This is a genomic window from Granulicella arctica (assembly GCF_025685605.1).
Taxonomy (GTDB): domain Bacteria; phylum Acidobacteriota; class Terriglobia; order Terriglobales; family Acidobacteriaceae; genus Edaphobacter; species Edaphobacter arcticus.
In genome coordinates this window covers 3684751-3711401 of the sequence record NZ_JAGTUT010000001.1, presented here as the reverse complement: position 1 = coordinate 3711401, position 26651 = coordinate 3684751, and the positions used below count along the sequence as shown (strand labels likewise).

Genomic DNA, 26651 nt, shown 5'->3' with positions numbered 1-26651 from the left:
CGCCGCCGGTAAGGGGAAGGCAATTGGGGTAGGTTCCTTCAGCGATGGCTTTAGTCGTTCATGCGATCACCTTCCCTTCTGGGATGAACTGATGAGCGGGTGAGAGCTCATCGCAAACCTGTGCGACCAGAGTGCTAAGGAGCAGCCACTGTTCCGGCCTGGTGCTGATGAGGCCTTCCAGCATGTCAAGAACGATGGTGGCAAGCAGCTTCTCCGAGCTTTCCCTGGGCAAGGAGCCGATGTCATGGAGGATGACCGGCTCATAGATGGTGGCGTGCCAGAGGCCAGGGTCGCGGGTGAGCAAAACAGGAAGCAGGCAGGCTCCGGGCCTGGAACACAGGGAGAGAAAGGCGCGGGAGAGTTTCCTGGGGCGTCCGAAGAGGGTGCGGGAGACCTCTGCGTGGCCGCGGTAGACGAAGTCCGGATACGTGCAGAAGACGCCGTTACAGGCGAGTATCCGGACGATGCCGAGCATGGTGCGGGGAGAGCCATCTCCGAAGATGGTGAGCGGTCGGCCTGGGGAGGGGGCGTCGGTTTGGGCTGAGGCGAGACCTTCTCCGTAGACGGCGACCGGACGATCTGGGATGAGCTGGTCGATGACAACCTGCACGTCTGAAAAAGGCATGGTCAAGGGGGTAATGAAGATGGTGGGCTTACCTCTGGTCTCCTCCAGGAAGTGTGTGCCGGTGGCGGTCCAGCAGGGTCGGGTGCCGAGGCTGGCCTCTGCCTGCGCCGTCCGCCAGGAAGACCAGAGAAGATGCTGGACGTGGGCTGCGACGAGATCATCGCCGGGGTCTGTACCATGTACAAGCTGGAGTGCCATGCGAGCGGCCGCGGCGCAGGAGTGGAGATCCTGCCGATATAGTCGCAGGGCTGTATCCGCTACTTCGCTTTCTGAAAGACTGGCAAAGATCTGAGCTCCGACAGGGCTGTGAAGGAGATCAATGAGGGCACTGTCCAAGCTCTGGATACTGCTCTGGGTACCGCTGCCGTTGGCTTTTGCGATCATGATGCGACCGCCTTTCGATAGCTTTGCCGGTAGTCGCGGAGCCGGTCAGAATGAATCACCGAACGTGCGATGCGGTCAAAGGCGTTGATGGCGATGGCACACTCAGACTTCCAGACGTCATGAATGGAGCCGTGGGAGTGGGCGAGGCAGGTTCCCCCGCAGATGGCGAGCCAGATGCAGGAAGAGCACATGCCGAGTTCCACGTTGCGCGAGCGGATGAGTTCCGCTGTGCCAGTGGCGCGAGCGGCGGCAAGCGCGCCATCGGAGTTTTCAGTGATGTGGCCGAGGGATGAGAGGGGACCCTTGGGGTCGATACAGTCGCAGGCTTCAATGGTGCCGTTGGCTGATACGGACATAAGATCCCTGCCGGCGCCGCAGTCTTTGCGGAGGCACATATGTGCGCCAGGGCCATCGAGGAAGTTGTCCAGGTAACGGGTGATGGCCTGGATGTTGAAGCCTTCGAAGCTGCCTGCTTCTACGGCTTCGAAGAGTTCATTCCAGGATTGGATGACTGCCTGCGTGTTGAAGTTGAGGGGCTCCACAGCGGACTGTCCCCTGCCGATGGGCTGGAAGAGGGACCAGTCCCAAGCGTGGAAGCCGAGATCACGGACGTGCGAGACGATGGTGAGAAGATGAACGTCCGTCACGGAGGTGACGGTGGTGAGGACGCCGCAACTGCGAACAAAGTTAGGAAAGTTCTGCAGGGCGCTGGTGAGAAAGTGATAGGTTCCGCCGCCGGTGTGGAGGATGCGGAAGCGGTCGTTCAACTCTGGCGGACCGTCGAGGGAAATGCCCCAGACGACATTGTTTTCCGCGAAGAATGCGACCATCTCTGCGTTGATGCGGCTGAGATTGGTCTGGCCGCCGAAGGTGACTCGTTTGCCCAGGCGCTTGGCGCAGTCCCTGGCGCGAAGGACAATTTCACGAAGCAGAGGAAAGACGAGTGTTGGCTCGCCGCCGTGCAGGATGACATGCAGCGAGGAGGGTGCGATGGTGAGCGCCTCATCAACGGCATTGCAGGCGGCGCGGAGGTCTAGCCTGGATGCATGCTCTTCCGGAGCGAAGTCATAGCAATAGGTGCACGCATAGTTACATGCCTGAGTGAGCTTCAAGATGAGGGTGTTGAGCGGATGGACTGAAGGCTGCGGTGGACGGCCGAGGCCATGACCGCGAAGTTCGGCTGCGAGGGTTTTGCACCGCTCGCGGACTGTGAGCGGGATCAGGTTGACGTCAACCGGAAGGAGACGGAGGAGGGGCGCGTCGGCGGTCTTGATGACCGCCCAGCGCCCGCTTCCGCGATCCATCACCAAGGTAGCCGGCCCAAACTCCAGAAACGAGAGCTGCGACCATACGGGCGAGTCGAGAATCGGGAACACGAAGGGCTGCGAGGCTCGCTTTGATGGGCGAGTAGCGTCGCTCTCCGGGTTCAGGTCAGTGGAACTATTCGCATTCAGCATGGGCACACCTGGAATCGTTGCTGTATTTGTACGAAGGCTGGAAGTGAAACAGATGACTGTGTTAGTTACGGCAGGCTCGAGTCCATGTGACGCCGACGCCGATGTTGGGTTTTGCGGCGGCTCCGGTTGCGGCGGGTTCGGCCGCGTGTTTGACGACGACGTGGTCGGCGAATTCGGCATGCTGCCCCTTGGGGAGGTGAGCGGTTGCCTGTTCAACCAGCTTTTCGATCTCCGTATCGGACATTTTGCCGAGCGGCGACCCGGGGGGGACAGTAACGACTATTTCCTTTGCCATATTTTCTCCTTTGCTCATTGGAAGGCGCGAACGGTTTAATTTCGCGTTCGACGCCAGGGTGTTGGGTGGAACAGCAGACACATTGCTCCCGGCGAAGGACTAAGTCAATGGAGAAAAGACCCCGAAAATCTCCCTAATTTCTCTCTTACTAACTGCCCATTATTGACAAATTTAGAAGTTTTTATTCGCGAGGTTCAGAGACTGAGTTATGCTCAAAAAACTCTTTTTAGAGCTCAGGGATGCTATGGCAAGCCATGGACAAAAGGCCCAGGTGGTAAGGTTCGGTCCGTTCGAGCTGGATCTCCACACGAGTTTGCTGGAGCGACAGGGCTACCAGGAGAGACTTGCGCTGCAGCCGACCCGGCTGCTGGCGCTGCTGGTAGAACGACGCGGGGAGCTGGTGACGCGGGAAGAGCTGCGCACGCAGCTGTGGGCTGGTGAGACGTTCGTCGACTTTGACCATGGGCTGAATAATGCGGTCAACCGGCTGCGTGAGGTGCTGCGTGATTCGGCAAGCTCGCCAAAGTACATCCAGACAGTGCCGCGACGCGGGTATCGTTTTATTGCGGAGGTGGAGGCGAAGGCGGCCGGGAATGAGGGCGGGGAAGGCTTGTCTGCGGCGGAACGGTCGATTGCGGTGAGGGCGATTGAGGATGCTTCGCGGGACGGGTCGCAGGCTCATCTGGCCGAAGTTTTGACCGAAGCGTTGATGAGCGCGCTAGCGCGGGTGCATACGCTGAGGGTGTTTCCGGAGAGCGCGTTGAGTGGGCCGTCGCGTCATGCTACGGGTAAGGCGGGGCCGGACGTCTTGGTGGGTGGATCCGTGTTGAGGGTTGGGAATGGGGTGAGGATCACGGTGCGGGCTATGGATTCGGCCACGCGACTGGAGATCTGGTCGCAGGAGTATGAGCGGGATGTGAGTGAGATTCTGGCGGTGCCGAAGGAGGTGGCGGCCACGATTGCGGCGGAGGTTCGGGCGGAGATGACGCCTCAGGAGCGGCAGCAGCTTCGGGCGACTCTGACGGTGAGGCCGGAGGCTTATGACTGCTATCTGCGGGGCAGGTTTTACGCGCATCGGCAGAACAAGGATGACAACGAGATTTCACGGCTGGCATTTGAACGCGCGGTTGAGATTGATCCGACGTTTGCCGCCGCGTATGCGGAACTGGCGCAGGCTTATGTGTGGAAGCTGTTCTTGTTCGATCCGCATGAGCGGCAGTGGCAGGAGAAGGCGTTTGTCGCGGTGGAAAAGGCGTTATCGCTGGACCCGTACTTAGCCGCGGCGCATCTTGCGCGGGGCCGGCTCTTGTGGACACCAGCGAACCGGTTTCCTCATGGGAAGGCAATTCTGGAGTATCGGCGGGCACTGGCGCTGGATGCAACGCTGGACGAGGCGCGGAACCAGCTTGCGTTGATCTACTGCCACATTGGGTACTTTGACGCGGCACTGCGTGAGGCGGAAGAGGCCGTTTTTACGAATCCTAACAACAATCTGGCGGTGTACCGGATGGCGCAGACGATGGTGTTTCAGGGGAAGCATGAGCAGGCACTGGGCTTGTTGCAGACGATTCCGCCGGACGTGAACCCGTCGTTGATTGGGTACCAGACGGCCTGGATACTATTCAACCTGGGGCGAAATGATGAGGCGTCGAGGCTGATTGAGACGCTGCTTGGGGATTCATCCGAGGATGACGGGGCGCTGTTCATGAGTATGCAGGGTGTGCTGGCTGCATCTGCGGGAAGGGTGGGCGAGGCAAAGGCGCTGATTGAGACGGCCATTGAAACGGGGAAGGGGTTTGGGCACTTTCATCATGCGGCGTACCACATTGCGGTTGCGTTCACGCTGCTGAGCGAGCCGGGCGATGCGGTTCGGTGGTTGGAGTTTGCAGCGAAGGACGGGTTTCCTTGTTATCCGCTATTTGTGGATGACGGCAACCTGGAGAACCTGCATGAGGATGCCGGGTACGTTGGCTTGATGGCGAAGCTGAAGGGGCAGTGGCTGGAGTATGGGGCGTTGTTCTAACGGGCGTTGAGTGGGTCACGCTGTGCGTTTTTCTCTAGGAGAACATTTCGCTGAGCGGAAAGCATCCAGAAGTCGTCAGTCCGATGTCATCAACTTCTGCACGCAACGGGTCGTGCCCATCCTCGAGTCCCCTTCCGGCTAGGTAGCCACCATGTTGGAACAACACCGCGTCGAAGGCGAGCAGAAGAAAGCCCAGCGTTCGCTTCGACTGAAAGCCCCGCAGAGCATCCCCGAGTACCTTGTTCGATCTGTACTGACGGAGGCAGAAGGATGAGGAGGCAGGTATCTCCTGTGGCCTGCTTTCCCTTGTTCTCATCGCATCATCCCGTCGAACCTCAACGATACTTCGGCACAACGATCAAGATGTGTATCCAAGGCCCGCCGCTGCTGTAGCTAAGCATCGCGATGGTCTGAGAGAGATTGCACAGTCTTCGCTGACTACCTCTCATGACATCCGCAAACGGCCTGTTGAAGGTGTCTTGTCCCCGAGTTTCATGCAACGCATTTCATCGATGCTGGTGTTGGCCTTCTGCGATTCCGCCCGGCAGTTGGCCTCGGTGTACTCATCAAACGTCAAAATGCAATGTCCTAGCCCTCTCCGGATAGAAATGTCCCAAGTACTTGCGACCTTCCTCAATGTGCCGAACCCACGAACACATCTGATCCCTGGGCCCGATGCCTTTGACTACGTGAGGAAGGAGAGGGAAACCCGCCGTTCGGAATTCGCCGAATGTGAGGTATGACAAGATCAACCAACTTCGAAGAGCTTAGATAACGTCATGCAGGCGTTCGAGGATGCGTCTCAACAATGGCGCATCTCCCAACTGGGTCATTTGGACCGTTTTAGCGTCGCACTCTGCTGATCATCTCTGGCTCTCACTACTCTCGACTGGCGACAACCAGCCAAAGTATGTTTTCAGTCCGAAACGGCTCGAAACGCGCATTAGCGATTCTGCACTCATTGAAGTGGCTGTAGTAGCTCAATTGCCCATTTAGCATTCGGAGTTATTGCACTGTCGCTGTCAACGGCAAATCCTGCGAAGACGATCCGGTGCGGAGGATACGACTGCCTCCCGGCTTCACCCATGCTTTTTTGTCGACTGACCAGTATTCAAATGCTCGCGGCGCGATTTCGAGCGTCACCTCGCGCTCCTCGCCTGGCTGCAGGGTAACCCGGTCAAAGGCTACGAGTGTTTTTGGGGCGAACTGTACTCCTTGCGGCTTGTTCACGGGAGCATCGAGGTAGACCTGCGGCACCTCGTCGCCTACTACGCCGCCGGTATTCTTGACGCGAACCGATACGCTCGCACCGCCATCCACGGTGGGCGTCACTTTCAGATTCGAAAATGCGAATTTGGTATAGGACAGTCCAAATCCGAACGGGTACAGCGGCTGGATCTTCTGATCGTCGAACCAGCGGTACCCAACGAGCACGCCTTCTGAGAATGTTGTTATGCCGTCGACGCCTTGCGTGGAACGCTCAGGGTGAGCAGGCGAGGTCGCCGCATAATCACTGAGCGCCTTGGCCCAGGTCATAGGCAACCGTCCCGCAGGATTGCTCTGACCGAGCAACGTTTTCGCCGTTGCTGACCCACCCTCGTCTCCAGGCCACCACATCTCCAGTACCCCTTTGACTTTGTCGATCCACGGCATCGCCACTGGCTGACTCGTATTCAAAACCACGACAGTGTTCGGATTGACTGCTGCAATTTCCTCAATGAGTTTGTCCTGATTGCCCGGAAGCTCGAAGTGCGGCTTGTCTCGCGTCCACACAAATACTACAGCTGTTTTTGCGTTCCGCGCCGCGTCGATTGCCGTAGCGTGATTGCGCTGCCGCGCTTCGGGAGTCATCCAATTCAAGCGCACTTGCACTGGCGCGTTCGATGTGTCGACGGAGGTCGTGACCTCAATCCTGTGCGCGCCCTTGGTCAGTTGGACTGCGCGGCGCACGTTATCCAGGCCATCTGTTGTGGGAAGTCCATTATCCTGCGAGGCATGTTGGACATCGCCGTGGACTGTTCCTTTCACGGCGCCGGTTCGGCCCACCTCTTTATCATCAATGCTGAACATTCCACGCGTACCCAATGCCTGCAGGTAGAACCAGTAGGAGCCGTCGGCTGGAACGGTGACTTCGCCCTTCCACGTTGCGACAGTATTCGGTTGCAGCACTTTTCCGTTGGTTTTGGTGAAGTCGATCGAAGGGTCTATGCTGCTGCTCCCCGCCTCGGTGTTCCTCACAAGTCCAGGTTTTCCGTCGTGTGTGAATGCGGCCGCAGGTATTGGAGTTCCGGTCATGTCGTCGTCCACGGCGAATGTCACCTTCGCGTCGGGCGGGAGTTTCCTCAGCGCGTCCAGCGGGCTCACCTGACGTTCAGGAACGCCCGGTGACCGCTCGCCAAATGTGCCGATGGACGCGACCTGGCCAGCAGTCGGCCCGATCACGGCGATACGGCCACTCCCCTTGAGGGGAAGGATGTTGTCTTCATTCTTCAGTAGAACGGCCGCGTCTTCTGCGGTCTTCTCAATGATGCTTCCGTTGCCACCAAGATCCTGCGGCGTGACATCATGTTTTTGCTTGCCATCGAGATACCCAAATCGATCGATCTGATAGAGCACGCGCCGTGCGGCTTCGGTGATGGACGCTTCGGTGATGGAACCATCCTTGAGAGCGTCGCGCATGGTTTTCGAGTCGGAGTCGGTCGGGAAGGCTGACAAGTCCATGCCGCCTCCTTTGGTTTCCTCGGGGATGGTGCCGCCAAGCATCCCCGCCAGGGCTGCAAGATTCGGCTTCGTGGGCGGCCCCGACTTCTCAGGACGGGTGCGGAAATAGGTGTGCATCATTCCAGCGAACGGGCTGTCATCAGCGATCTCACCGGGCATTTCCATCGTGAGCCCGTTGTTGATGAAGTGCACGTTGTGTACTCCGCCCCAGTCTGAGGTGACGAAGCCTTTGAAACCAAGTTCACCAAACAGAATTGTCTTGAGCGTGTCCGGATTGCCGCAGGCGAAGGCGCCATTGATTTTGTTGTACGAGCACATGATCGACGCAACGCCAGCCTTCACTGCCGCGTCGAATGGCGCGACGTAGACCTCGTGAAGCGTTTGCTGGTCGACGAAGATGTTGTAGGAATCGGAGTCATAGGCCACATAGTGCTTGGCCATCGACATCACTCCTTGGGCCTGCTCGCCGTGGATCTCGGCTGCTCCCAAAGCACCGGTGAGGAACGGATCTTCGCCGAGCGTGTTGTAACCGCGAGCGAAGGTGAGGTCGCGGTCGATGTTGATGAAGGGCTGCAGCACAACGTCAATGCCCAGAGAACGTGCTTCGCGGCCGATCGCCACGCCATTCTGCTCTGCATCCTTGACGCTCCAGGTTGCGGCGACGCCCATGGTTGCAGTCTGCGCCTGCCCTGCGACCCGGGTCAACACTCCAGGAGGACCATCCGCCATGCGCAGTGACGGAATCCCAAGCCGTGACACGCCCGGCAAATAGCCCGCCTGCCCCTGGTTCGTCGCCGCCGGCTCTACATCGCCTCGTATCAGATTCATCTTCTCTTCGAGCGTCATCTTCTTTAGCAGGCTGTCGATACGGGTCTCATCGGCTTTATCAGCTGGAACAACCTGCGCCTTCGCCCAATAGGCAGACGTGACAAGCAAAAGAAATACTGTAGCAAGTGGCCTCATCGCTGCTCCTCGAAAAATCAAATAACTCTCGACTGCGAATTCTAACCTTAACTGCTGATCGACGAGGTGTTTGCCACCCACAAATGGTCTGGTGCTTGGTATCTCAAGACAACAGCGATTCTAAAGAGACGCCGTCACGGCAAGGGCTTGGCCAGCGAAGCCGCAAAGACTACCTGGACCAAAGGAACCAGCTGGACAGCCACGCCGTGCGCCCCCGGATGCGGCTGACACGGCCTGCCCTGCTGCCGGCCGGAGACTCGGAGCGCGTGAAAACGGCGCAGTCCTGCGCACGCTTCAATCCCGCAAAGTTGGTGTTTCGGCAATGACGACGTTTTCGACCGTCCCAGCGGATCGAAGTTTATCAAAACCCCGTTTTGCGGGAACGAAGTGGGGAAGCCTATCTAGCTACGTGCCGAAGTCCCGTTAGTTCGGCGCATGACAGCGAACACGCCAGAGATACCCATGTGAGATTTATAAAAAAACTATCGGAAAAACAATGAGGGAAGAGAGAAGTTCTCGTGAAGTCCACAGTCCATCGATCAAGCCAAGTCCCATGAAGGCAACAAAACACCTTGAATAGACAGATCACAAAGCTGAATTTTGGTGTTTTCAGAGCGGAACATTGCGGAAAGCATCTTTACAAAAGCTGTCTAAATCCTTCACGGGATGGCAGCAGGCCAACTATTGGAGAGGGAAAGCAGAAGTGACGCTATCGCAAGGCTCTGGTAAATACGTGGACCTACTGTGGACTAACCTTACTAGAGCGCCTTCGCGCTCTAGGAGAATCACATTCATGAAGAAGTTCGTCTTTATTCTGGCCGCAACCGTTGCTTTTTCCGCTTCCACAATCTCGATGTCAGCTCAACAAGTTAGCCCGCAGGTAATGGGCGGCTCCAACCCTCGTCCGCAGGTAATGGGCGGCTCCAACCCTCGTCCGCAGGTGGTGGACACCGTGTACTCGGCTGTACTCGCCTACTTCGGGCTTTAAAAAAATCACCCGGAGCCGCTAAAATCACTGTGCTGAGGTGCACGGTGAATTTATCTGTCATGGCAACGGTCTTGTGGGGAACGGGCTTCGTTCTAAACGCAGCTCTCCTACTTGTGCTGATCTACAAGCGGCGATACAGGACCGTGCCTTGGTTTACTTTATGGGTTGCGTCTCAAAGTCTGTACACAATAGTTCTATTCGGAGCATTCAGGTTTTCCTCAAAGCACGTCTATGCCGTCGCTTATTGGTCCTGTGACTTTCTGGACGTCCTGCTGCAACTTGCGGTCATCCTGGAGATCGCGGGGATCGTTCTTCGGCGAAGCAAGCGATGGGTCTCAGGTGCTCGCCCCCGGCTTATCTTAATGGGCGCGATCGCCCCGGTGATCGCTTTGGTAATGGCGTTGTCCATGCATCCAGCCGCAGATAGCAAGCTAGACGACCTATTTGCGCGAGCGAGCGTCTTCACCACAGTTCTTGTCTTTCTTATGTTCGTCGGGGTGGTAGTGGCATCCCGTCAATTAGGTCTCGGATGGCGAAGCTATGCGATGCGAGAGAGTTATGGCTTCATTGCGTGGGTAACCATCGGCTTCTTGACCGACGGGCTTCACGCTTATTGGCGCACGTTAGGGCACTTCACCTTGCTTGAGAATGTACATATTGCTGTATTTCAACTCGCCGCGATTTACTGGGCATTCATATTCTGGCTGCCTGAACCGGCGGCGCCTCAAATCGTCCCCGGGAATAAAGATCTGATGGAAGCCCTGAAAGGGCGTTTAGAATATGGACAACGGTCGAGCGGGCTTTCTGCGACCGATAGGATTCCGCCGAAATGATATTTCTCGTTCTATATGTTCTTGTATTTCTTGGCGGTGTTGGATATGTCATCGACACCGGGTACAAGCGACGAAAGCTTCACGCGCAGAGTTGGAACGATGTGCTTGGAACGCTGGAACCAATCAATCTCGAAGGAATTCGATTGATTGCGGACAACTTTAATGGCTCGGATGAAGGCCGGGTTCGGATTGAAGCCGATGAAATGTGGAAGGTTATCGGTGGCCTGCACGGCCTCAAAAGGCTGAAGAGGAACGCCTGGGCGATGCTCAATTTGGCCGTTTACGCTGAAAAATGGAACCGCGATCAGGGCGAACTGGTTTCTGAAACGATTCGAAGAGATGCGACTCGACTGAACCATGCAATCTTTCGAATCCAGCTCGGTTTCTTCCTTCATTTTGGATTTGTGCAGCCCACGTTCTATCTTCAAGAAGCGGTGTCGTCATACTCCAGTGTTCGTGATCGGTTCGTCGGCCTCTACTATACGGCCTACGTCGGCCCTATCCCCGGCCTGGAGACTTAGCCGATCTGAAGAATTTAGCTCTAGGCTCCCGCAGCTGATCGCTAGCGAAACCAGCATAACTGGATCCAACTGCTTGAACGTCGTCGTCGCTCTTGGCTGATGCGAATCGTCCTTGCAGCGTGACCGCTCGAACCAGATGCTCCGAGAGCACCTTTTCAGTGGAGCGGTTGATCTGAAGTTGGTGTGCCGTTGGCGGCGGCGACCAGCAGTTGCTGGAGAGGTTCCGCAACAGATCGTTGCGCGGCAAAGAACTCACTGACCCGATCGGTAAAGGCAGGCAAAAGCACCTCTCCCAAATTCGCTCGCGTCTCAACGATAAATTGACGCAGTTCCCGAACCGTTACGCTGTCCGCATCCATAAGTTGCTTTGCCGGTTGTTTGATCGCTGGGAAGCGGTGAGCCTCCGTCAATCGTTGTGAGGATGCGAACTCACTCAGAAGTTCTGTCATCAGTTCGCTGTGCAGCCCGGATTCAGGCAGGCTCTGCATATTGCGCATGATGCTTTGCTTGAGTATTGCAATGTCCTGATCGCTTTGAGTACCTGCATAGAGAGCTTTCTCAAGGGCCGTATCCCACTCGGCCTGCAGTTCCCTGGATCGTGCAAAGAGGCCGCTCAGTCGAGCGTTGAGTTCTGAATAGGCAGGATCGCTTCTGATCTGGGCTGGGTACCGACCCTGGCTCTCTTTTGGGATCTCATCGAGGGCCCGGACAATGAGGTCTGCGTTATCAAGATACTTCGCCAGGACGATCACGAAGTGCCGATACTCCGATTGGGCCTCGTCAAAAGCTTGGACGAAGTTCAGCTCGGTTCCAGCGATGGAGGAGGGAACCTCAAAGTCGACATTCAGGGCGGAAGAGAACCGAGTCCCCAGCGGCAACCATGAGACCTTGTCCGGCGTAAGCCTGATCTGACGCATTTCGTTGATTTTTAGACCCCAGACCGGGATGGCCCAGCTCAGCGTCGCTTGGCCGGGGATCGTGCCGGCGACAACGCCAATCACTCCGTTTGCCGAGAGAACGGGTCCTCCGCTCATGCCCTTCACCGCGCCTATATTCATGGGAATGATCCGGAGTGCGCTATTCGTTTTAGGTGCGTCGTCTAAAGCGAGATCGTTTGCGAGCACCGTGTCATCGTCCGTGGCCGAAGCCCCGATCACCTGGCGTTGGAGCCCTTCGATTCGACCATAGACATAAAACTTACTGCCTAGAAGGTGCGCGGGTTTACCGGGTGCAATGTGCAATGAGCTGACCACATTGGGAACTTCCTTCAGCCGCAGAATCGCGAGATCGCGTTCTGGGGCATAGGCCACAACGGTGACATCGTGCGAGACGCTTCCGGCGCTGAATACGACCAAATTGCGAGCGTCCTGCACCACGTGATAGCAGGTTAGGATGTACCCGCCAGGACCGATAAATGCGCCTGAGCCAATGCGAGTCTTGAGCGGAGTAGTCGCTGTGATCGTGACGATGGCGCTTTGTTCATGGAAACTGGCTTCTTGGGCCGGGGCCTGGCAAGCAGATATCATCCACGAGAGCGTACACGACAGTCCTACTAACACCCCGGCTGTCACTTGCATTGTTTCATCTCCTTGGAGAGCGCCTTATATTCGTTAAACAGTTGGAAGTATGCCTGCTCCGCGGATAAAGCACCGGCTGTCTTCAGCATGTCAATAGCATCGCCTCTGCTAATACCGTCACTGGCAAGATACTTGCTGTCCTGCAGCTTTGTTTCTGTGCATTCGCCAGGTGCCTGAACGCGCGACGTTTGTGGGTGTGCTTGCCTCCATCGTTCTGGAGTCAACAATCTGCCTTCATTGACGATCAGACCCATGTACACCCCAACAAGGCAGAAGAAGGAAAGAGATGCCAGAATTTTTCCGGCAAGCACCTGTTCGTCCTGCTTCAACCTATGGAGCATCACGACGAGGGATCCGCCCACAAAGGCGAAGATGAGGCTTACAAGAGATGGCACCGTGCTGGAGGCGCTCATCGCAATTAGATTCCCTATGAGAATCCCGGTCAGGCCAAAGGAAAGAATCAACCACATACGACCTCTGTGAGAACGAGCACACTGCGGGCTGCAAGCTTCAAGCTGGCTCGATCGGTTGGAGGCAAATATAACAGCCAACCTTCGTGCTTCGGCATTTTTTAATGAACATATGTTCGACGCCAGAAACACGAAGCAACAATTTAGTTCGTCCCTTGAGGAGAAGCACTAGTCAGATCAAAGGTGGAAATAGACAACGTGTTGACGTAATAGAGAGTAACTTCCGGTTGAGGGTCGGAGCGGGCATTTGCTGGCGCGACCGTACGCACAGAGATTGCACACCTGCGCTATATTCATGCGCCGGGAATGGCTACGCAATCTCAACGCTGCATAAAAAATTCTCTTTACATCGCTCCGGCTTTCTATTACTTTCCGCCAATCGATGTTGAGCTTTACAAGTACGACGGCAGCTTCAGTAAGCCGAAAATCTACTGCTTACGCGGTGCAGCCCACTCGGTTGCGGCCGAATACAGCTTGTATTTGAGAGGTCACATGACTCGCTTTAGAACCTACGCAACTCTTCTGGCACTTGGATTAATTGCGATCCCTGCCATAGCAAAGGTCGTCCCCATTCCTTGGGTCGATGGACAACTTTCTGAGAGTACCCGAAGTTACTACATAGGAGCGTGGTCCCGGGAGGTAGTCGACAGCACGGGCCGAACAGCCATCACACTCGAACTTAGAGAGGATGGGAAGTATGTCAAAACGTTGGATGCTAATTTGCGCGGCCAATCGTTTCACAACACAGAAGGCGGGACATGGACCGGCCTGGGACCGGTGGTGACATGCTCTGGCGATGGCAACGCGCCGCCGTCGAGGCACGACTTGGGTCTCTACAAAAAGCTCTGAGTAGATAGGTTGGCGGCAGTTGCCTACCTTTAGCACTTATCAGAATCCCGAACGCACGGAATAGCTCACCGAGTTATTCTGCAAACGTCCTCCCCGCCTCTCCGCGATGCTGAACTGCAACTGCCAAGGCATCGCACCCGGTATGGAGTGAGCATGCAGTGTGCCGTGTCAGTGACGGGATACTCTCTCACGGGCTAAGTAACAACAGACTCATCATGAGGCGACGTGTTATGCTACGTGCCAATTCCCAGGGGACAATTTGATGAAACTCTACAGCCTTTTGCTCGCCGCTCTTTGCGCGACCTCCGGTTTGGCCGTTGCAAGCGACCCCTTCCTAGGAACGTGGGTCTACAACGTCAACAAGAGTCCTAAGCCCACCATCACCTACCAGATCGAGGATCTTGGCGAAAACCAGTATGCATTGACCGGAAGCTCCGGGGAGACGACCCGGATCAAGGCAGACGGCATCTCCATCAAGTCTCCTTCAGGAGCCACCGTCTCCTTCAGAAAACTCGACGACCATACCTGGCAGATGGACCGGGTCGAATCCCGATCGATGAAGCGAACATATACCGTATCGCCCGACGATCGCTCGCTGACACTGGTCGACGTTTTTACGAGTGCCGATGGAGCAGGAGAGAAAACAACAACAATGTATGCGAGAACCTCTCCGGGCAGGAGTATCTTCGGCCAATGGAAGTCGGTCTCCATGGACGTTGAACTTTCCGGGCCCGCAGAGAAGTTCATCATCGAGCCTTTTGGAAAAGACGGGCTTAGCTTTATCTCAGAATCCGGCAGGCATCACATGGACATGAAGTTCGATGGCAGGCAATACTTCGATGTAGCTGCTGACGGCACCAAGGTCGATTCTTCGTCAGGCGAGAGAATCGACGACCATCTTATCCATATGGAAAGTCAGACAAAGGGTAGTCCTGTAACCACCGATGAATATAAGGTGTCGGATGACGGCAAGACATTGACCATCGTCAGCAAGGCCGTTAAAACATCCGCAGTCTTTACCAGCATATGGGACAAGCAATAACCTTAAAATGCCTCCGATCGAACTCCCGCGGATGCCAACCCAAGGTGGTCGTTGCTCGGTGTAGACCCATCTTCAGAGATATTGGAGCTGGCAAGAAAGACCGTGAGGTCAACAAAGCAGGTGAGGCTTCTGCAGTGCTTTATCCTGCTCGTTTCGAGCATCACCGGATAACTACAGCAACACCTCTCAATGCGCCCTGCCTGTTGAGCAGAATCTCCACGCGAACCAAAGGCTCCCGCAAAGTCGCCATTTTCATTGCACCGAGCATCTTTTCAAAACCTACTGGCGACAGGCTGAGTCTTCAGGATGTTCGCTGTGGGGAACTACTTTCGGCACTTGGCCGTCTTACTTCTGGAGTCCATCCCAGGACCAGCGCGGGATGCTTAGGCCGTTCGGCACATCGTCGGCCGAGCGAGCGTAGCGTGACATAGTCGTCTTGGTCGCCCAGGCAAAATAATCGTGCAGTACCTGGTGTAAAGTCCCGCTGCTGGCGAATCCGACATCGAGCAAAGCCTGATCGAAACAGGCGATCGCACGGGCGTCCATTTCGTCATGCTCCCCGTTTCCGCTGTGCATACGGACGACCTTGCTCTCGTCACCATAGCTGCTGGAATAGGCTGGTGGCCCTCCGAGCGCTTCGGCCCAGTACGCAGCCAGGCGCTCGACATGGTCGGAGTGGAAGCCATGGCTGAACGCGTGCGCGACGACTTCGTCGGCCAGTACGCGATGATGCCAGGCTTCCGCAAGGCGACGCATGCCGTCGGTCCCACCTGCGGCCTTAAAGACCGTTTGCATGCGTCCATACTCGCAAGCTTTCCTCGTTCAGGCAAGCTGCAAAACTTACGGACTTGCGGTGAGCGTGATCATCGCATGCCACGGCAGCTTCAGGCCTGATCCACCTTTCTGAAAGGCTCTTCTCTGAAAGCCGGGTATTCGGCAACTACGTTTTGTTGTTTCCGAAGTCGCCGTTTGCAGAGAACGATCCGAGATCCCTCAATGAGTGCATCGGTCTGTTCATGCCAGTCGAGATCTCGGGTGTGTTGCGGGCGATATGAAGTGGAGACTGTCGCTACCGCCCGCTTAACTCCCAAGCCTTACGGCACCATGAAGCGAAGCACCTGACCACCGCCTATCGGACCATCACCGAAGTTAGAAACGTAGAGTGCGTTGTCGGGGCCGAAGGCCATGCCCGTTGGGAGGGTCAAGCCGCTCACAACTGTTTCGATGACGCCTGCCCTGGATAGACGGACAACTTCTCCGGCGCCTGGAGTCGGGTATCCCGCGTTCGGGGAGATCTCCAAGGCATAGAGCAGGCCGTCAGGCCCGAACTTCAGGCTGACGATGGTGGTAAAGCCGGCACGTGATGCGGCTACCCGGAACTTCGACACCTCCGCCGGCGTGGTCTCCAAGCCCGGCGTGGTATCCACAAAGTTGAGGTCCTTTGAGAGCGTGATCACACGCTCTCGCTGCGTGAGGATTGGAAAGAGGCCGAGATTGCCGACGTAGAGGTTACCGCCTGACGCAGCAATTCCGGTCGGAACGATGTGCCCTTGCGACACGGAAAGATCGGTCACGAGTGTCGTGCTGCCACTGACCGCTGTCCTGGTGATCTGCCCGTGGTTTGCCTCCACGGTAAAGAGGGCATTCTTGAACGACAGCATGGAATAAGGAACTCCATCAGCCTCAAAATCGGGGGCATCAACATAGGCTGCAGGATGCTGGATATAGAAGAGGCTGAGGTCCGTGATGTAGTTCCACTTTCCATTTTTCAGATTGACCTTGACGATGCCATTAGGGAGGTCAGGGTTTCCGTGCGAGCAACCCCCTCCAGCGACCAGTGCATAAAGTGAGTCGTTCAGGAAGGCGAGATCCGCGATCCCGAAGGTGTCTCCGCCGGCATTTTGGGATGAGGCGAGCCCTTTTGCCAGCACGGAAAGAGTACCGGTCCGATCTACCTGGGAGATGGTTGCCGTCGCTCCTCCCAGGTAAGGACCGGGGCCCCCTACTACCTGAGCGCATGCCCCGTTCGTGGAATTCGAGCCGCCCGTTCCGGCTTCAGCGATGTAAAGCGTACCGTCGGGACCAAATACCAGGCCCCGAGGACCGTTCAGGCCGGAGGCGGAGACGGTGGCAGAGGTTGGAGTGAGTTGGGCACGGCAAGGCGCCGCAAAGAGGGTGAGCAGCAATGCGGCAGACGTCAAACCGCCGATTCGACTGAGAGCTTTCATAAAGATTCTCCTTGATGTTTGAGGTGAGCGCATGCGTTCGCGAAAACCTCACACAGAATCTGCGCACAAGCCGTAAAATTCCAGTTGCCTCCCGTAAGTTACGTCGCAGAGCTTACGTGCAGAGCAAGTTATGGAGAAGAATTCCTGGCATGGAAGTAGTCGCTAACGCTGACGTCGCCGAGATAAGGTCCGAGCTGCGGCGGATTTTGCGGTCACGCGCCTTCCAAAAGGCGAATCGCAGTCAGCGTTTCCTGAGCTACCTGGTAGAGGCCGCAATCTCCGACCCCGCCGTCTCCGTCAACGAGTACGCTGTCGCGTTGGATGTCTTCGATCGCCCCGCAAGCTACGATTCCGCTGTCGACGCTACTGTGCGCGTCGAAGCCGGTCGGCTCCGCAGCAGGTTGCGTGAGTATTACCTCGATGAGGGCCAACGTGCCAAGGTGCTGATCGACATTCCAAAGGGGCACTACGAAGCCAGGTTTTCATTGAAGGAGTTTGAGGCGTCGGCTCCTGACGACATGACCATCCATCAGAACGCCGATACGGTTCCGGTCACGCCAGTATCCAGGATGCGCTCGTCAGCTACGGAGCAAGAGAGCGGCACAGGCGTTCGTTCGCGATCGATTTCATTACGCATCGCCCTGGCACTCTTCTTCTGCGTGTGTAGCGTGGTCGGGATCGAAATGTTTCGTGACAGGCGATTGGAGGCGAAGTCTTCGATCCACTCCATGGCGGTTCTACCGCTGCGAAACCTATCCGGCTCGACTGAACAAAACTATCTTGCCGAGGGTATGACGGACGAACTGAATACCGAGCTGGCGCGCATTCCACACCTGCGCGTCATCTCGCACGACTCTGTGGTGAGTGCAAAGCTCAATGGTAAATCGCTCAGTCAGATTGGGAAGGAACTGGATGTGGACTCCGTCGTGGAAGGAAGCGTCTTTCGCTACGGTGACAAGGTGCGGATTACTGCGCAGTTGACCGACGCACGGAATGACCAGCAACTATGGGCAGCCAGCTTCGAGGGAGAGACAACGGATTTGATTGCGCTGCAAGACAGCGTCGCCCGGGAGATCGCGAATCGCGCACGGCTGACATTTGTCCTGGGGCCACAGGTTGAGGGGGCCCCGGCGCAGCGTCGTTCACCCGAGGCGTACGATGCGTATCTGCGGGCACGTTACTTTCTGGATAGACGCGATTCCAAGCTCAGCACGGAATACTTCCAACGTTCGATTGATCTAGATCCCACCTTTGCCTCGGCCTATGCCGGCCTCGCGGAAGCGCTTGAAGCCGCGCTGACGCTGGGCATGGCAACACCTGAGGCGGTGAAGCCCAGGGCACTCGCAGCGGCACACAGGGCGATTGAACTTGATCCACAGAGTGGCGCGGCATACGCTGCGCTCGGAACGATCGAGTTCACGCAGCTCTGGGATTGGCATCATGCGGAGCAGGATCTCCTGCAAGGCATTCAGTTGAGTCCGGGAGACTCCTATCCGGTGGCGATGTACGGCCTGTTTCTGGATGCTGCGCGTCGTCCCGAAGACGCGGTCCTGCGGATGCGACAGGCCAAGGTCATGGATCCTCTCTCCTTTTGGGTCGCCCGAAACCTTGGTTCGGCGCTGTATTTCGCGAAAAGATATGACGAGGCTTTGCGAGAGCTGGATCGAGCAAAAGAGCTTCAGCCGGATCGGTCGCCTGTTGTCGATAATTGGATTAGCTGGACGTACGAGATGAAAGGGATGCGCCGCGAGGCCATCCAGTATGACCTGGCAGGCTTACAGCGGATGCGCTCCGCGGATGAACTCGCGTCGCTCCAACGCACCTATCAGGTTCGGGGCTGGACGGCGTATTGGCAGTTGCGCCTTAGACAACAAACGAAGGAGCCGATGCGAGAATGTGCAGCCTACGAGAGAGCCCTGGACTACCTCCGCCTCGGAGAACGGGACCGTACGATTGCCCAGTTGCAGCAGGCTTTCGATCAACATTGCTTCTGGATGGAGATGGTCGAGGCTGATCCCCGCTTTGATCAACTGCGCAATGAGCGGCAATTTACGGCCCTCGTTCGCCGCATAGGCGTCGGTCAGACGAAGGATGAATAGTGGTTCGCTGACATTGGGAGAGCAAACATGCCGGAAAGACAGCTAACTCTATGAGTAAAAAAGTAGTATTTCGGCATTCAAGAACGGCAGCATCCTGACATCGCAATCGAATCGGGGCCACGACGATCGTGACCAGAGTCCTTGAAAGTCATGGTTGTCGGCAACTTCATTCCAGTCCAGCGTCGAGGCTCTTACTACCGCGAAGCCGCCCTAGCCAAGATTCGGATTCCATGAACCCTCACAACAGGTACCATGTCCGCAACCCCAATGGATACCTCCGCCACCCGCCAACCGACGCCCACCCTATGGCAGTCCATCAAAGAGGCCTTGCGCGGCAGCCATCAGGACTACACCACCGGCAGCCTGAACCGGTCCATCCTCCTGCTCGCCATTCCCATGGTGCTCGAAATGGTCCTTGAGTCCCTCTTCGCCGTCGTCGACGTCTTCTGGGTGAGTCGCCTCGGGGCCAACGCCATCGCCACCGTCGGGCTCACCGAGTCGGTCCTCACCCTCGTCTTCGCCGTTGGCATGGGACTGGGCATGTCCACCACCGCCATGGTGGCACGCCGCATCGGCGAAAAAGACACGAATGGAGCAGCCATCGCCGCCGTGCAGGCCATCTTCCTCGGCCTTATCGCCTCAGCAATTCTCGGGATTCCATTCTTCTTCCTCGCGCACCACTTGCTCGCTGCCATGGGAGCATCCCCTGCCATCATCGCCACCGGCACCGGCTACACCCGCATCGCCCTCGGAGGATCGGGCGTCGTCCTTCTTCTCTTCCTCAACAATGCGATCTTCCGCGGGACCGGTGACGCCGCCATCGCCATGCGTCTCCTCTGGGTCTCGAACATCCTCAACCTCATCCTCGACCCCTGCCTCATCTTCGGACTAGGCCCATTCCCTCGCATGGGAGTTACCGGCGCTGCCCTCGCGACGTTCACCGGTCGAGGCATAGGCGTCCTTTACCAGTTCTATCGCCTCGCCCGCGGCACGGAGCGGCTTTGCATCCTCGCTTGCCATCTTCGCCTCAACGCCACGGTTCTCTGGCGACTCGTCCGTGTCTCCTTCACCGGTATCCTCCAATTCCTTATCGGCCAAGCCAGTTGGATCGGTCTCGTCCGCATCGTCAGTCTCTTCGGAGCGCCCGCCCTCGCCGCCTACACCATCGCCATCCGCATCGTCATCTTCGCAATCCTTCCCTCCTGGGGTCTCAGCAACGCCGCCGCTACCCTCGTCGGCCAAAGCCTCGGTGCCGGCGAGCCCGACCGTGCCCGCAACGCCGTTTGGCGTACTGGCCTCTGGAACATGATCTTTCTCGGCACCGTCGGCCTGATTTTTATCGTCTTCGCCCCTTGGATCCTCGGCCTCTTCACCACCGACTCCGAGGTTCTCCGCACCGGCATCCCCTGCCTGCGCATCTTCAGTTCCGGCAACATTGCCTATGCCTACGGCATGGTACTTCTGCAAGCCTTCAATGGCTCCGGCGACACCCTCACCCCAACGTACGTCAACCTCTTCGGCTTCTGGATACTTGAAATCCCTCTCGCCTGGGTTCTAGCGATGCACACCGCACTGCAAGTCAACGGTGTGTATGTCTCCGTAGTCGTAGCCCAAGCTGCCATCGTGCTGGTCTCCCTTTATCTCTTCAGGCAAGGCAAATGGGCAAAGCAGAAAATATAAGTCGTCCTTGGGTCACATGGATGTCACCCACGTACTCATTGCCTCTCACTTTTTCACCGAGTTTCAGAAGCAGACCAACAAGGAATGGGCCGCTTCCTGGAACACCAGGAACGCAGAGTGATAACGACGCTCATGAGCGAATAGGCGATTCTAAAACGTGCTGGAGCACACCGGAATACGATCCGATGTAACTCAGAGCAAGAGTCAGACTTATAGACGTTATTGGAACTTACAGGATGAAGAAATGGTGGAGGCGGTGGGAGTCGAACCCACGTCCGAAACTACCGACAACAGAGAGCTTTCATGCTTTTTCCAGGTTCATTTTTGTCTCGTCCCCGGCACTTAGAACGGACGAAGATGCGCCGGCGACCAGTCTGATCGATCTCATCCCTTCCGCTCAGACGGAGCAGTTGGGACCAGCCTACTGTGCGACGATCGGTACAGGCCCGTAGGCGAAGCTTGAGCGATCGGCCACTTATTTAATTAAGCAGCAAGAGCGAACTGAGGTTCGGCACTTATAGTTTTGTGAGCGATTACGGGTGTCCACACCCCGGCATGCCTCTCTGCCACTAGCAATCCCGTCGAAGCCGTGACGCCCCCTTGTGGAGCAGCAACGCCGATGCTTTAGGCTTTGCAAAGAACGATCTTCAGTATACCCCCTCCGTATACCCAGCCTCATGCAAACGCAAGAATCAATGCCCCAATCGCAATCAGAGACCCGCCCGCAGCCTTCAAGAGCGTCAGTCGCTCTCCCAGAAAAAGTGCCGCAAACACAATCACCAGCACCACGCTCAGCTTGTCCACCGGGGCTACACTCGATGCCGGTCCCATCTGCAGCGCTCGAAAATAGCATAGCCACGAAAGCCCCGTCGCCACCCCCGACAGCACCAGGAACAACCAACTTCGCCGCCCAATCTGCGCAAGCCCATGGTGCTTATCCAGCCCAATCGCAATTCCCCACGTAAAGACCAGGATTACGCTCGTCCGGATAGCCGTCGCAAGATTAGAATCCACCCCCGCGATGCCGACCTTCGCCAGCAAGGCCGTAGCAGCAGCGAAACCAGCAGAAAGCAGCGCCCAGAATACCCAAGTCATGCCACCAGCCTACGCCCAGACACTGAACCCACCCTGAAGGCCCTTTTCTTGACATTCCCAGAGGGAATCTGCGTCTGCTCTCTAATCCGCGTTCCTCCGCGACAAGCCGCGGTAGCCCTGGCTTTAGATCGGTGTCATCCGCACAGATCGGTGTTAAGCCTTCATCGCCCTACAGCGCAGCCGCTTCCAGATCCACGTTCTGCCACTCCCCACGCTCAATCCCCGCCCGAATCTGTGGAGCCGTCCGACCCTTCTTCGTCTGCTGGTAGGCATACACCGCCTCCCGCATACAGGTGGAACAAGCTGCCCCATGGGTCCCCTCAAAGCAGCTATGCAGGCTGTTGTGGCTCATCTCCCGATCACATCGGCAGTAGCAAGGCTGTTGGTGCAGAACCGCCGGAATCTTCGCCGCCATCTTGTACGCAGTCACCTGGTACGGATGTGAAAAATAGGGACCGCTCAACTGATTGCCGCTCAAAACAGGAGGGAGAGGCTTCGCAGGAGCAGCAGAGTTGTACGCCGGAACATCCTCAGCAGGGTTTGACCACTGCGCCGAGGCGACAACGGTGAGGAGACCAAGAGCCAGACAGCCAATCCATCGCTTCATGTCAACATCATAATCCAGCCCACACGGTCGCCGCTGCCCTGCAGTCATCATGAGATAAGCGGAGTGTCGCGTTTTGTGGCCCACCTTAAAAAAAGGACGGCATGAACGATCCTTTGTTCATGCCGGGAGGCCAGTGACGCAACTTGTATCGACTAACGCTCACCCTGCGTCTATCGAAAATCTTCGACTGCGGATCTCTCTCGCTCGTCTATGTAAGATCATAGCACGGATTTTGCAAATTTCATATTTCATATAACTTTTCTTCAAAACACCTACCGAAGCTGACCCTGAATCGCGTCCTCAAGCACCACGTTATTCTTCTCCAGCAGGTTCCCAAGCGCTCGATCCAGTGAAATCTGGGCCTTCATCCAGTCCGACCGCGCTGCCACTTCGGTCGACCGCGCCTGCGCCAGGTAGGCCTCATCCTGAACGATCAGAAAGTTCGTGCTCGCCCCTACCGTAAACTTGTCGATCTCCGCCTGCAAAAGCTGCTGCTGATAGTTACGACTCTCAACCGCCGCTCCGTAAGCCTGATGAGCGTTCTCGAGCGCAATCGACGCATTTTCAATCTGCTGCCGAATGTCGTTCTCGAGCTTCGCCGTCCGTCCCTGCGCCTGGCGAAGCTGAATCGCATCGCGCGCGTAATCCGCCTGTGCAATGCGATTCCGCAGCGGCATATTCAGTTGCACACCCCCCTGATAGATCGTCGATAGCCGCAACCCGCCCTGCGTCAGCGCCGCAGGCACAGTCACATCGCCAGTCCCAATCGACCCCAGAGTTTCATAGGGAACCAACGACGATCCGCGCGTCTGCACATTCGCATACACATTCAGCAGCGGCTTCAGGCTGCTCTTCGAGCCCTTGACCGAAGCCTCATCCGCCTTCACCTGCAAGCCAGCCTGCGCAAGATCAGGCCGATTCGCCAGCGCATCCGTAATCAGCGATGGCACATCCAGAGCAGGTGCAGCATCAGGAACGATAATCTTGTCCGTCGGTACAATCGTCGTCACATTCGCAGTCGGATCACCAAGCTTTCGCAGCAATTGCTCCTTCAGAATCACCTCTTCCTGCCGATACTCGCCTTGAGCCTGGATCAGATCCAGCCGACTCGACGACAGCAATGCCTGAGCCCGAATCAATTCGATCGGAGCCAATGTTCCTTCATCTACCTGATTCTTGTCATCGTCGTAAAGCTTCTGAGCCGCCGCAAGCGACTCTTCCTTCACGCCAATGTTCTCGCCCAGCGAAACCAGGTCGTAGTACAGCCGCGACACACCATAGATCGTCTCCAGCAACTGCTCCTCAAAAAGCAGCCGCGAGACCTTCTGGTCAATCTTCGCAATCCGAATAAACCGCAGGTTCACCTCGCGCCCGCGACCGCGAAGCAGAGGTTGCGTAATCGTGAACGAGGTACTTGGCGCATGGAACGGATCGACCTGCGATCCACTCGCATACAGCACCTGCGCAGCGTTGTTCACGTACGCATCGATCTGCGCACCAGTAGAGAATCCCTGCTGATAATCGATCCCCGTACTCACATAGTCGAGCGGCGCAGTCTGGCTCGCCGTGCCACTTCCTCCAGAGCCGCCTGTAGTCGTATCAATCAGGGACGACTGATCCGAACGCCGCAAATACCCAGCCTCCGCGATCAACGTCGGATCGAACAGCGGTAGTGCCGGACCCGAAGCAAACGCCGAACTCCCATTCTCAGACAGATTCTGCTGCGTGCCACTGCCCGTCTGCGTTACCTGCGACAGGTCGATGATCGTCGCATTGGTCGAACCCGTAGTTCCCGTAGTAGCCGTAATCAGCAATGGACTCGTAGCCGCGCCAACGCCCGGAGCAGTCTGCTGCACCGTGAGGTCGATGCCCCGCAGCGTTCCCCCACCCTGCGCTCGCGTAACATCCGTATCCGCAAGCGACAAGCCGTAACGGCTCACCTCCACATCGAGGTTGTTCTCAATCGCCAGCGCAATCGCATCGTGCAGCGACAGGTATAGCTTTCCATCCCGCACCAGTCCACCAAACCGCACCATCGATCCCGCAGGAAGCTCCGGCACACGAGCCGCCCGATACGGCCCACGCAAACTGAAAAGCCGCGTGTTGAATCCGGACGGCGCTTCCTTATTCGGCAGCACCGAACTATCCCCGGTTCGCTGCAAACTCTGCGACCCCTCTGCTGGCGAAGCAGGCTGCATACTCAACGGTGCGAGGTTTCGCAGATCAACCGTAGTCTTATCCGGCTGCGGAAGCGGAGCATCCGGACCAACCCCAGGCTTCTGCTGTGCCGGAACCTGCTGCTGCCCCGGAGACTGACGGATGCTCGGCATCGGCGGCGCAGGCGCAGTAAACGGCGGAGGCTGCACCCCCTGCTGGGCAGCAGCACCAGCCGTCAGCAGCGCGCCAACAAACGATCGCCGAACTATCCGAGACCCCTTCATTTCCCTGACCCATCCTTACTCTGCTTCTGTTGCTTGCCACCAGACTTCTGATCCGAGCCGCCGCCACTCCCCTGCCCCGGCTTGCCCTTCTGGTTCGTACTCTCGCTCTTCGAGTTCACAATCGATTGATCCCCGTACTGGTTCGGTCCAGAGTCAGGAGCCTTGTCCTGCTGCGCTCCACCGCCACCGCCGCTATCTTCTCCCGCCTCCTGCGTCTGTTGCGGACGAACCTTCACGCCCGGCTGCACGCTATCCGTCACCGTCGTCACAACCCAGTCGCCTTCATGCAGACCATTCAGGATCTCGACCGAAGGCCCATAGTCCCGGCCAATCTCAACCGGCACCATCCGGATCTTTTCGTCCCGCACAATCGCCACCATGTTCTTGTCCTGCCGCACCACCACCGCATCTCCAGGCACAGTCAGCGGAGACACACCACGCACCTGCACAAAGCTCACCACCGCATACATCCCGGGATAGAGCCTGCCATCATGGTTCGGCACATCCACCTCGACCAGCATCGTGCGTGTGTTCTGATCAAGCGAATTTGCCGTCCGCGTCACCGTCCCGTTGATCGGTCGGTCCGGCCTCTCCTGCACAAACACCTTCGCCGGCATCCCCCGCTGAATACTCGACGCATACCCCTCAGGCACCGAGACAAGTATCCGCAGCGTATCGAACTGCGCCACCCCAAAGATCGCGCCACCCTGTGCGCTTCCAGTCGACGGCGAAGCAGCCTGGCTACTATTCCCCGAACTACCACTGGTATTCGAACTACCTACACTCGCCGTGCCGCCCGTAGACGACTGCGACGAATCCATAGGCATCATCGACGCCGATCCCGAAGCCCCCACCAGCGCGCCCACATCCGTATTCCGCTGCGTCACCACGCCATCAAAGGGAGCCGTAATCCGCTCATAACTCTGCAGCGCAATCGCCCTTGCGAGATTGGCACGATAGCTCTCCACATTTCGCTCAGCGGACCCAACCACCGCACGCTGCGCCAGAAAATCCGCCTCACGCTGGTCCCCATCCTGCCGCGAAAAAACTCCCTTCGCCACCAGTGTTCGCCACCGCTCATACGTCACACGATTCAAGGCAAGCGTCGCCTCCTGCTGGACCTGCTGCGCCTCCGCCTGCCGCAACTGCTCCCGCGCTTGCTGCACCTGCTGGTCAAGATCCGGCGCATCGATCAGCGCCATCAACTGCCCCTTCTTCACGTGATCGCCAATATCCACATACCGCTTCTTCAGATACCCATTAGCCCGCGCATACAGATACGCCTCCGTCTGCGCAGACGTCGTTCCCGGCACCGTCAACTCACCGGGCGCATGCGAGCGCTTCACTTGGATCACCTGCACCTTCGGCTGCTCTTCATCCCGCTGCTTCGCCGCCGCATCCGCCTTCTTCTTCTCCGCACGATGCGGCAGATAACCCAACAGGAAGATAAGCAACATCGCCACAACACCCACGCCAACCCACAGCAGAATCTTTCCCCAGTTGCGATGCTTCTGGTGCTTCTTCTTATCGAACTCCTGCTGCACCTCGCGGTCGTGCGCGACCTGCTCATGCTTCTTATGCGCCGCCTGCCGAGCCGCAGACTCCTCGCGCTCCCACTCCTCACGCGTCAGCCGCCGATCCGGATACTCCGTGATCTCGCGCAGCCGCTCATCCTCGGGATACGTGCGCCGTCCAAGCTCATCATGCTTCTTGTCGCGTAGGTCGTCCTGCTGCTCATCACTCATAAAGTATT

19 protein-coding genes and 1 other RNA gene are annotated in these 26651 nt (G+C 57.2%); 7 read left to right on the top strand and 13 right to left on the bottom strand.

Annotation, left to right across the window (positions count from 1 at the left end):
- Positions 1-58: 58 nt before the first annotated feature.
- The 3 genes from OHL20_RS15830 to OHL20_RS15820 all read right to left on the bottom strand — a co-directional run bounded on the left by OHL20_RS15830 (position 59) and on the right by OHL20_RS15820 (position 2761).
- On the bottom strand, positions 59-1009 hold the full coding sequence (locus OHL20_RS15830) for a lysophospholipid acyltransferase family protein (RefSeq protein ID WP_263384144.1): 951 nt from the start codon (positions 1007-1009) through the stop codon (positions 59-61).
- On the bottom strand, positions 1006-2466 hold the full coding sequence (locus tag OHL20_RS15825) for a radical SAM/SPASM domain-containing protein (protein WP_263384143.1): 1461 nt from the start codon (positions 2464-2466) through the stop codon (positions 1006-1008). The genes OHL20_RS15830 and OHL20_RS15825 overlap by 4 nt, the downstream gene beginning before the upstream one ends.
- Positions 2467-2527: 61 nt before the next feature.
- Positions 2528-2761, bottom strand: a complete 234-nt coding sequence (locus tag OHL20_RS15820) for a hypothetical protein (RefSeq protein ID WP_263384142.1) — start codon at positions 2759-2761, stop codon at positions 2528-2530.
- 244 nt (positions 2762-3005) lie between these two features.
- Between OHL20_RS15820 and OHL20_RS15815 the strand changes: the two genes are divergently transcribed.
- Entirely contained in the window at positions 3006-4784 is a 1779-nt protein-coding gene (locus tag OHL20_RS15815) for a winged helix-turn-helix domain-containing protein (RefSeq protein WP_263384141.1), read from the top strand.
- Between the two features lie 1005 nt (positions 4785-5789).
- Here the strand turns inward: OHL20_RS15815 and OHL20_RS15810 are convergent.
- Positions 5790-8468, bottom strand: a complete 2679-nt coding sequence (locus OHL20_RS15810) for a beta-glucosidase family protein (protein WP_263384140.1) — start codon at positions 8466-8468, stop codon at positions 5790-5792.
- 793 nt (positions 8469-9261) lie between these two features.
- Between OHL20_RS15810 and OHL20_RS15805 the strand changes: the two genes are divergently transcribed.
- The 3 genes from OHL20_RS15805 to OHL20_RS15795 are packed head-to-tail and all read left to right on the top strand — an operon-like array spanning position 9262 to position 10810.
- Positions 9262-9456 carry a hypothetical protein gene (locus OHL20_RS15805; protein WP_263384139.1) on the top strand — a complete coding sequence of 65 codons (195 nt, stop codon included), beginning with the start codon at positions 9262-9264 and terminating at the stop codon, positions 9454-9456.
- A gap of 59 nt (positions 9457-9515) precedes the next feature.
- Positions 9516-10289: a hypothetical protein gene (locus OHL20_RS15800; RefSeq protein ID WP_263384138.1), complete on the top strand. Its 774-nt coding sequence runs from the start codon at positions 9516-9518 to the stop codon at positions 10287-10289.
- Positions 10286-10810: a hypothetical protein gene (locus tag OHL20_RS15795; protein WP_263384137.1), complete on the top strand. Its 525-nt coding sequence runs from the start codon at positions 10286-10288 to the stop codon at positions 10808-10810. The genes OHL20_RS15800 and OHL20_RS15795 overlap by 4 nt, the downstream gene beginning before the upstream one ends.
- A gap of 155 nt (positions 10811-10965) precedes the next feature.
- Here OHL20_RS15795 and OHL20_RS15790 read toward each other — a convergent pair whose 3' ends face one another.
- Positions 10966-12387 (bottom strand): S1 family peptidase, encoded by a 1422-nt coding sequence (locus tag OHL20_RS15790; protein WP_263384136.1) that lies wholly within the window; start codon positions 12385-12387, stop codon positions 10966-10968.
- Positions 12378-12857, bottom strand: coding sequence for a hypothetical protein (locus tag OHL20_RS15785; protein WP_263384135.1), 480 nt, complete (start codon positions 12855-12857; stop codon positions 12378-12380). Before OHL20_RS15785 ends, OHL20_RS15790 begins: the two co-directional genes overlap by 10 nt.
- Positions 12858-13968: 1111 nt before the next feature.
- Here OHL20_RS15785 and OHL20_RS15780 point away from each other — a divergent pair.
- Positions 13969-14748, top strand: coding sequence for a hypothetical protein (locus tag OHL20_RS15780; protein WP_263384134.1), 780 nt, complete (start codon positions 13969-13971; stop codon positions 14746-14748).
- A gap of 345 nt (positions 14749-15093) precedes the next feature.
- On the opposite strand, the gene OHL20_RS15775 is transcribed toward OHL20_RS15780, so the two are convergent.
- Positions 15094-15543: a group II truncated hemoglobin gene (locus OHL20_RS15775; RefSeq protein WP_263384133.1), complete on the bottom strand. Its 450-nt coding sequence runs from the start codon at positions 15541-15543 to the stop codon at positions 15094-15096.
- A gap of 299 nt (positions 15544-15842) precedes the next feature.
- Positions 15843-16976: a ScyD/ScyE family protein gene (locus OHL20_RS15770; protein WP_263384132.1), complete on the bottom strand. Its 1134-nt coding sequence runs from the start codon at positions 16974-16976 to the stop codon at positions 15843-15845.
- Between the two features lie 149 nt (positions 16977-17125).
- Here OHL20_RS15770 and OHL20_RS15765 point away from each other — a divergent pair, with 149 nt between their 5' ends.
- Both OHL20_RS15765 and OHL20_RS15760 read left to right on the top strand, forming a co-directional pair.
- Entirely contained in the window at positions 17126-19075 is a 1950-nt protein-coding gene (locus OHL20_RS15765) for a TPR end-of-group domain-containing protein (RefSeq protein WP_263384131.1), read from the top strand.
- Between the two features lie 252 nt (positions 19076-19327).
- Positions 19328-20755 (top strand): MATE family efflux transporter, encoded by a 1428-nt coding sequence (locus OHL20_RS15760; RefSeq protein WP_263384130.1) that lies wholly within the window; start codon positions 19328-19330, stop codon positions 20753-20755.
- A 245-nt stretch (positions 20756-21000) separates the two neighbouring features.
- Here the strand turns inward: OHL20_RS15760 and ssrA are convergent.
- The 5 genes from ssrA to OHL20_RS15735 all read right to left on the bottom strand — a co-directional run bounded on the left by ssrA (position 21001) and on the right by OHL20_RS15735 (position 26643).
- Positions 21001-21355, bottom strand: a transfer-messenger RNA (tmRNA) gene (ssrA, locus tag OHL20_RS15755).
- A gap of 75 nt (positions 21356-21430) precedes the next feature.
- A complete protein-coding gene (locus tag OHL20_RS15750; protein ID WP_263384129.1) occupies positions 21431-21850 on the bottom strand; it encodes an EamA family transporter in 420 nt (139 codons plus the stop codon).
- Positions 21851-22019: 169 nt separating this feature from the next.
- Positions 22020-22457 carry a CYCXC family (seleno)protein gene (locus tag OHL20_RS15745; RefSeq protein ID WP_263384128.1) on the bottom strand — a complete coding sequence of 146 codons (438 nt, stop codon included), beginning with the start codon at positions 22455-22457 and terminating at the stop codon, positions 22020-22022.
- Positions 22458-22729: 272 nt separating this feature from the next.
- Positions 22730-24898 carry a TolC family protein gene (locus OHL20_RS15740; RefSeq protein ID WP_263384127.1) on the bottom strand — a complete coding sequence of 723 codons (2169 nt, stop codon included), beginning with the start codon at positions 24896-24898 and terminating at the stop codon, positions 22730-22732.
- Complete coding sequence (locus tag OHL20_RS15735) at positions 24895-26643, bottom strand: efflux RND transporter periplasmic adaptor subunit (protein WP_263384126.1); 1749 nt, start codon at positions 26641-26643, stop codon at positions 24895-24897. The genes OHL20_RS15740 and OHL20_RS15735 overlap by 4 nt, the downstream gene beginning before the upstream one ends.
- Between the last annotated feature and the right edge of the window lie 8 nt (positions 26644-26651).

Excerpts from the sequence above, each read along its gene's own strand:
- OHL20_RS15825 (WP_263384143.1), bottom strand. The coding sequence starts at position 2,466 with ATGCTGAATGCGAATAGTTCCACTGACCTGAACCCGGAGAGCGACGCT.
- OHL20_RS15745 (WP_263384128.1), bottom strand. The coding sequence starts at position 22,457 with ATGAAGCGATGGATTGGCTGTCTGGCTCTTGGTCTCCTCACCGTTGTC.
- OHL20_RS15820 (WP_263384142.1), bottom strand. The coding sequence starts at position 2,761 with ATGGCAAAGGAAATAGTCGTTACTGTCCCCCCCGGGTCGCCGCTCGGC.
- OHL20_RS15750 (WP_263384129.1), bottom strand. The coding sequence starts at position 21,850 with ATGACTTGGGTATTCTGGGCGCTGCTTTCTGCTGGTTTCGCTGCTGCT.
- OHL20_RS15785 (WP_263384135.1), bottom strand. The coding sequence starts at position 12,857 with ATGTGGTTGATTCTTTCCTTTGGCCTGACCGGGATTCTCATAGGGAAT.
- OHL20_RS15770 (WP_263384132.1), bottom strand. The coding sequence starts at position 16,976 with ATGAAAGCTCTCAGTCGAATCGGCGGTTTGACGTCTGCCGCATTGCTG.
- OHL20_RS15810 (WP_263384140.1), bottom strand. The coding sequence starts at position 8,468 with ATGAGGCCACTTGCTACAGTATTTCTTTTGCTTGTCACGTCTGCCTAT.
- OHL20_RS15800 (WP_263384138.1), top strand. The coding sequence starts at position 9,516 with ATGGCAACGGTCTTGTGGGGAACGGGCTTCGTTCTAAACGCAGCTCTC.
- OHL20_RS15795 (WP_263384137.1), top strand. The coding sequence starts at position 10,286 with ATGATATTTCTCGTTCTATATGTTCTTGTATTTCTTGGCGGTGTTGGA.
- OHL20_RS15815 (WP_263384141.1), top strand. The coding sequence starts at position 3,006 with ATGGCAAGCCATGGACAAAAGGCCCAGGTGGTAAGGTTCGGTCCGTTC.
- OHL20_RS15805 (WP_263384139.1), top strand. The coding sequence starts at position 9,262 with ATGAAGAAGTTCGTCTTTATTCTGGCCGCAACCGTTGCTTTTTCCGCT.
- OHL20_RS15830 (WP_263384144.1), bottom strand. The coding sequence starts at position 1,009 with ATGATCGCAAAAGCCAACGGCAGCGGTACCCAGAGCAGTATCCAGAGC.
- OHL20_RS15740 (WP_263384127.1), bottom strand. The coding sequence starts at position 24,898 with ATGAAGGGGTCTCGGATAGTTCGGCGATCGTTTGTTGGCGCGCTGCTG.
- OHL20_RS15775 (WP_263384133.1), bottom strand. The coding sequence starts at position 15,543 with ATGCAAACGGTCTTTAAGGCCGCAGGTGGGACCGACGGCATGCGTCGC.
- OHL20_RS15760 (WP_263384130.1), top strand. The coding sequence starts at position 19,328 with ATGTCCGCAACCCCAATGGATACCTCCGCCACCCGCCAACCGACGCCC.
- OHL20_RS15735 (WP_263384126.1), bottom strand. The coding sequence starts at position 26,643 with ATGAGTGATGAGCAGCAGGACGACCTACGCGACAAGAAGCATGATGAG.
- OHL20_RS15765 (WP_263384131.1), top strand. The coding sequence starts at position 17,126 with ATGGAAGTAGTCGCTAACGCTGACGTCGCCGAGATAAGGTCCGAGCTG.
- OHL20_RS15780 (WP_263384134.1), top strand. The coding sequence starts at position 13,969 with ATGAAACTCTACAGCCTTTTGCTCGCCGCTCTTTGCGCGACCTCCGGT.
- OHL20_RS15790 (WP_263384136.1), bottom strand. The coding sequence starts at position 12,387 with ATGCAAGTGACAGCCGGGGTGTTAGTAGGACTGTCGTGTACGCTCTCG.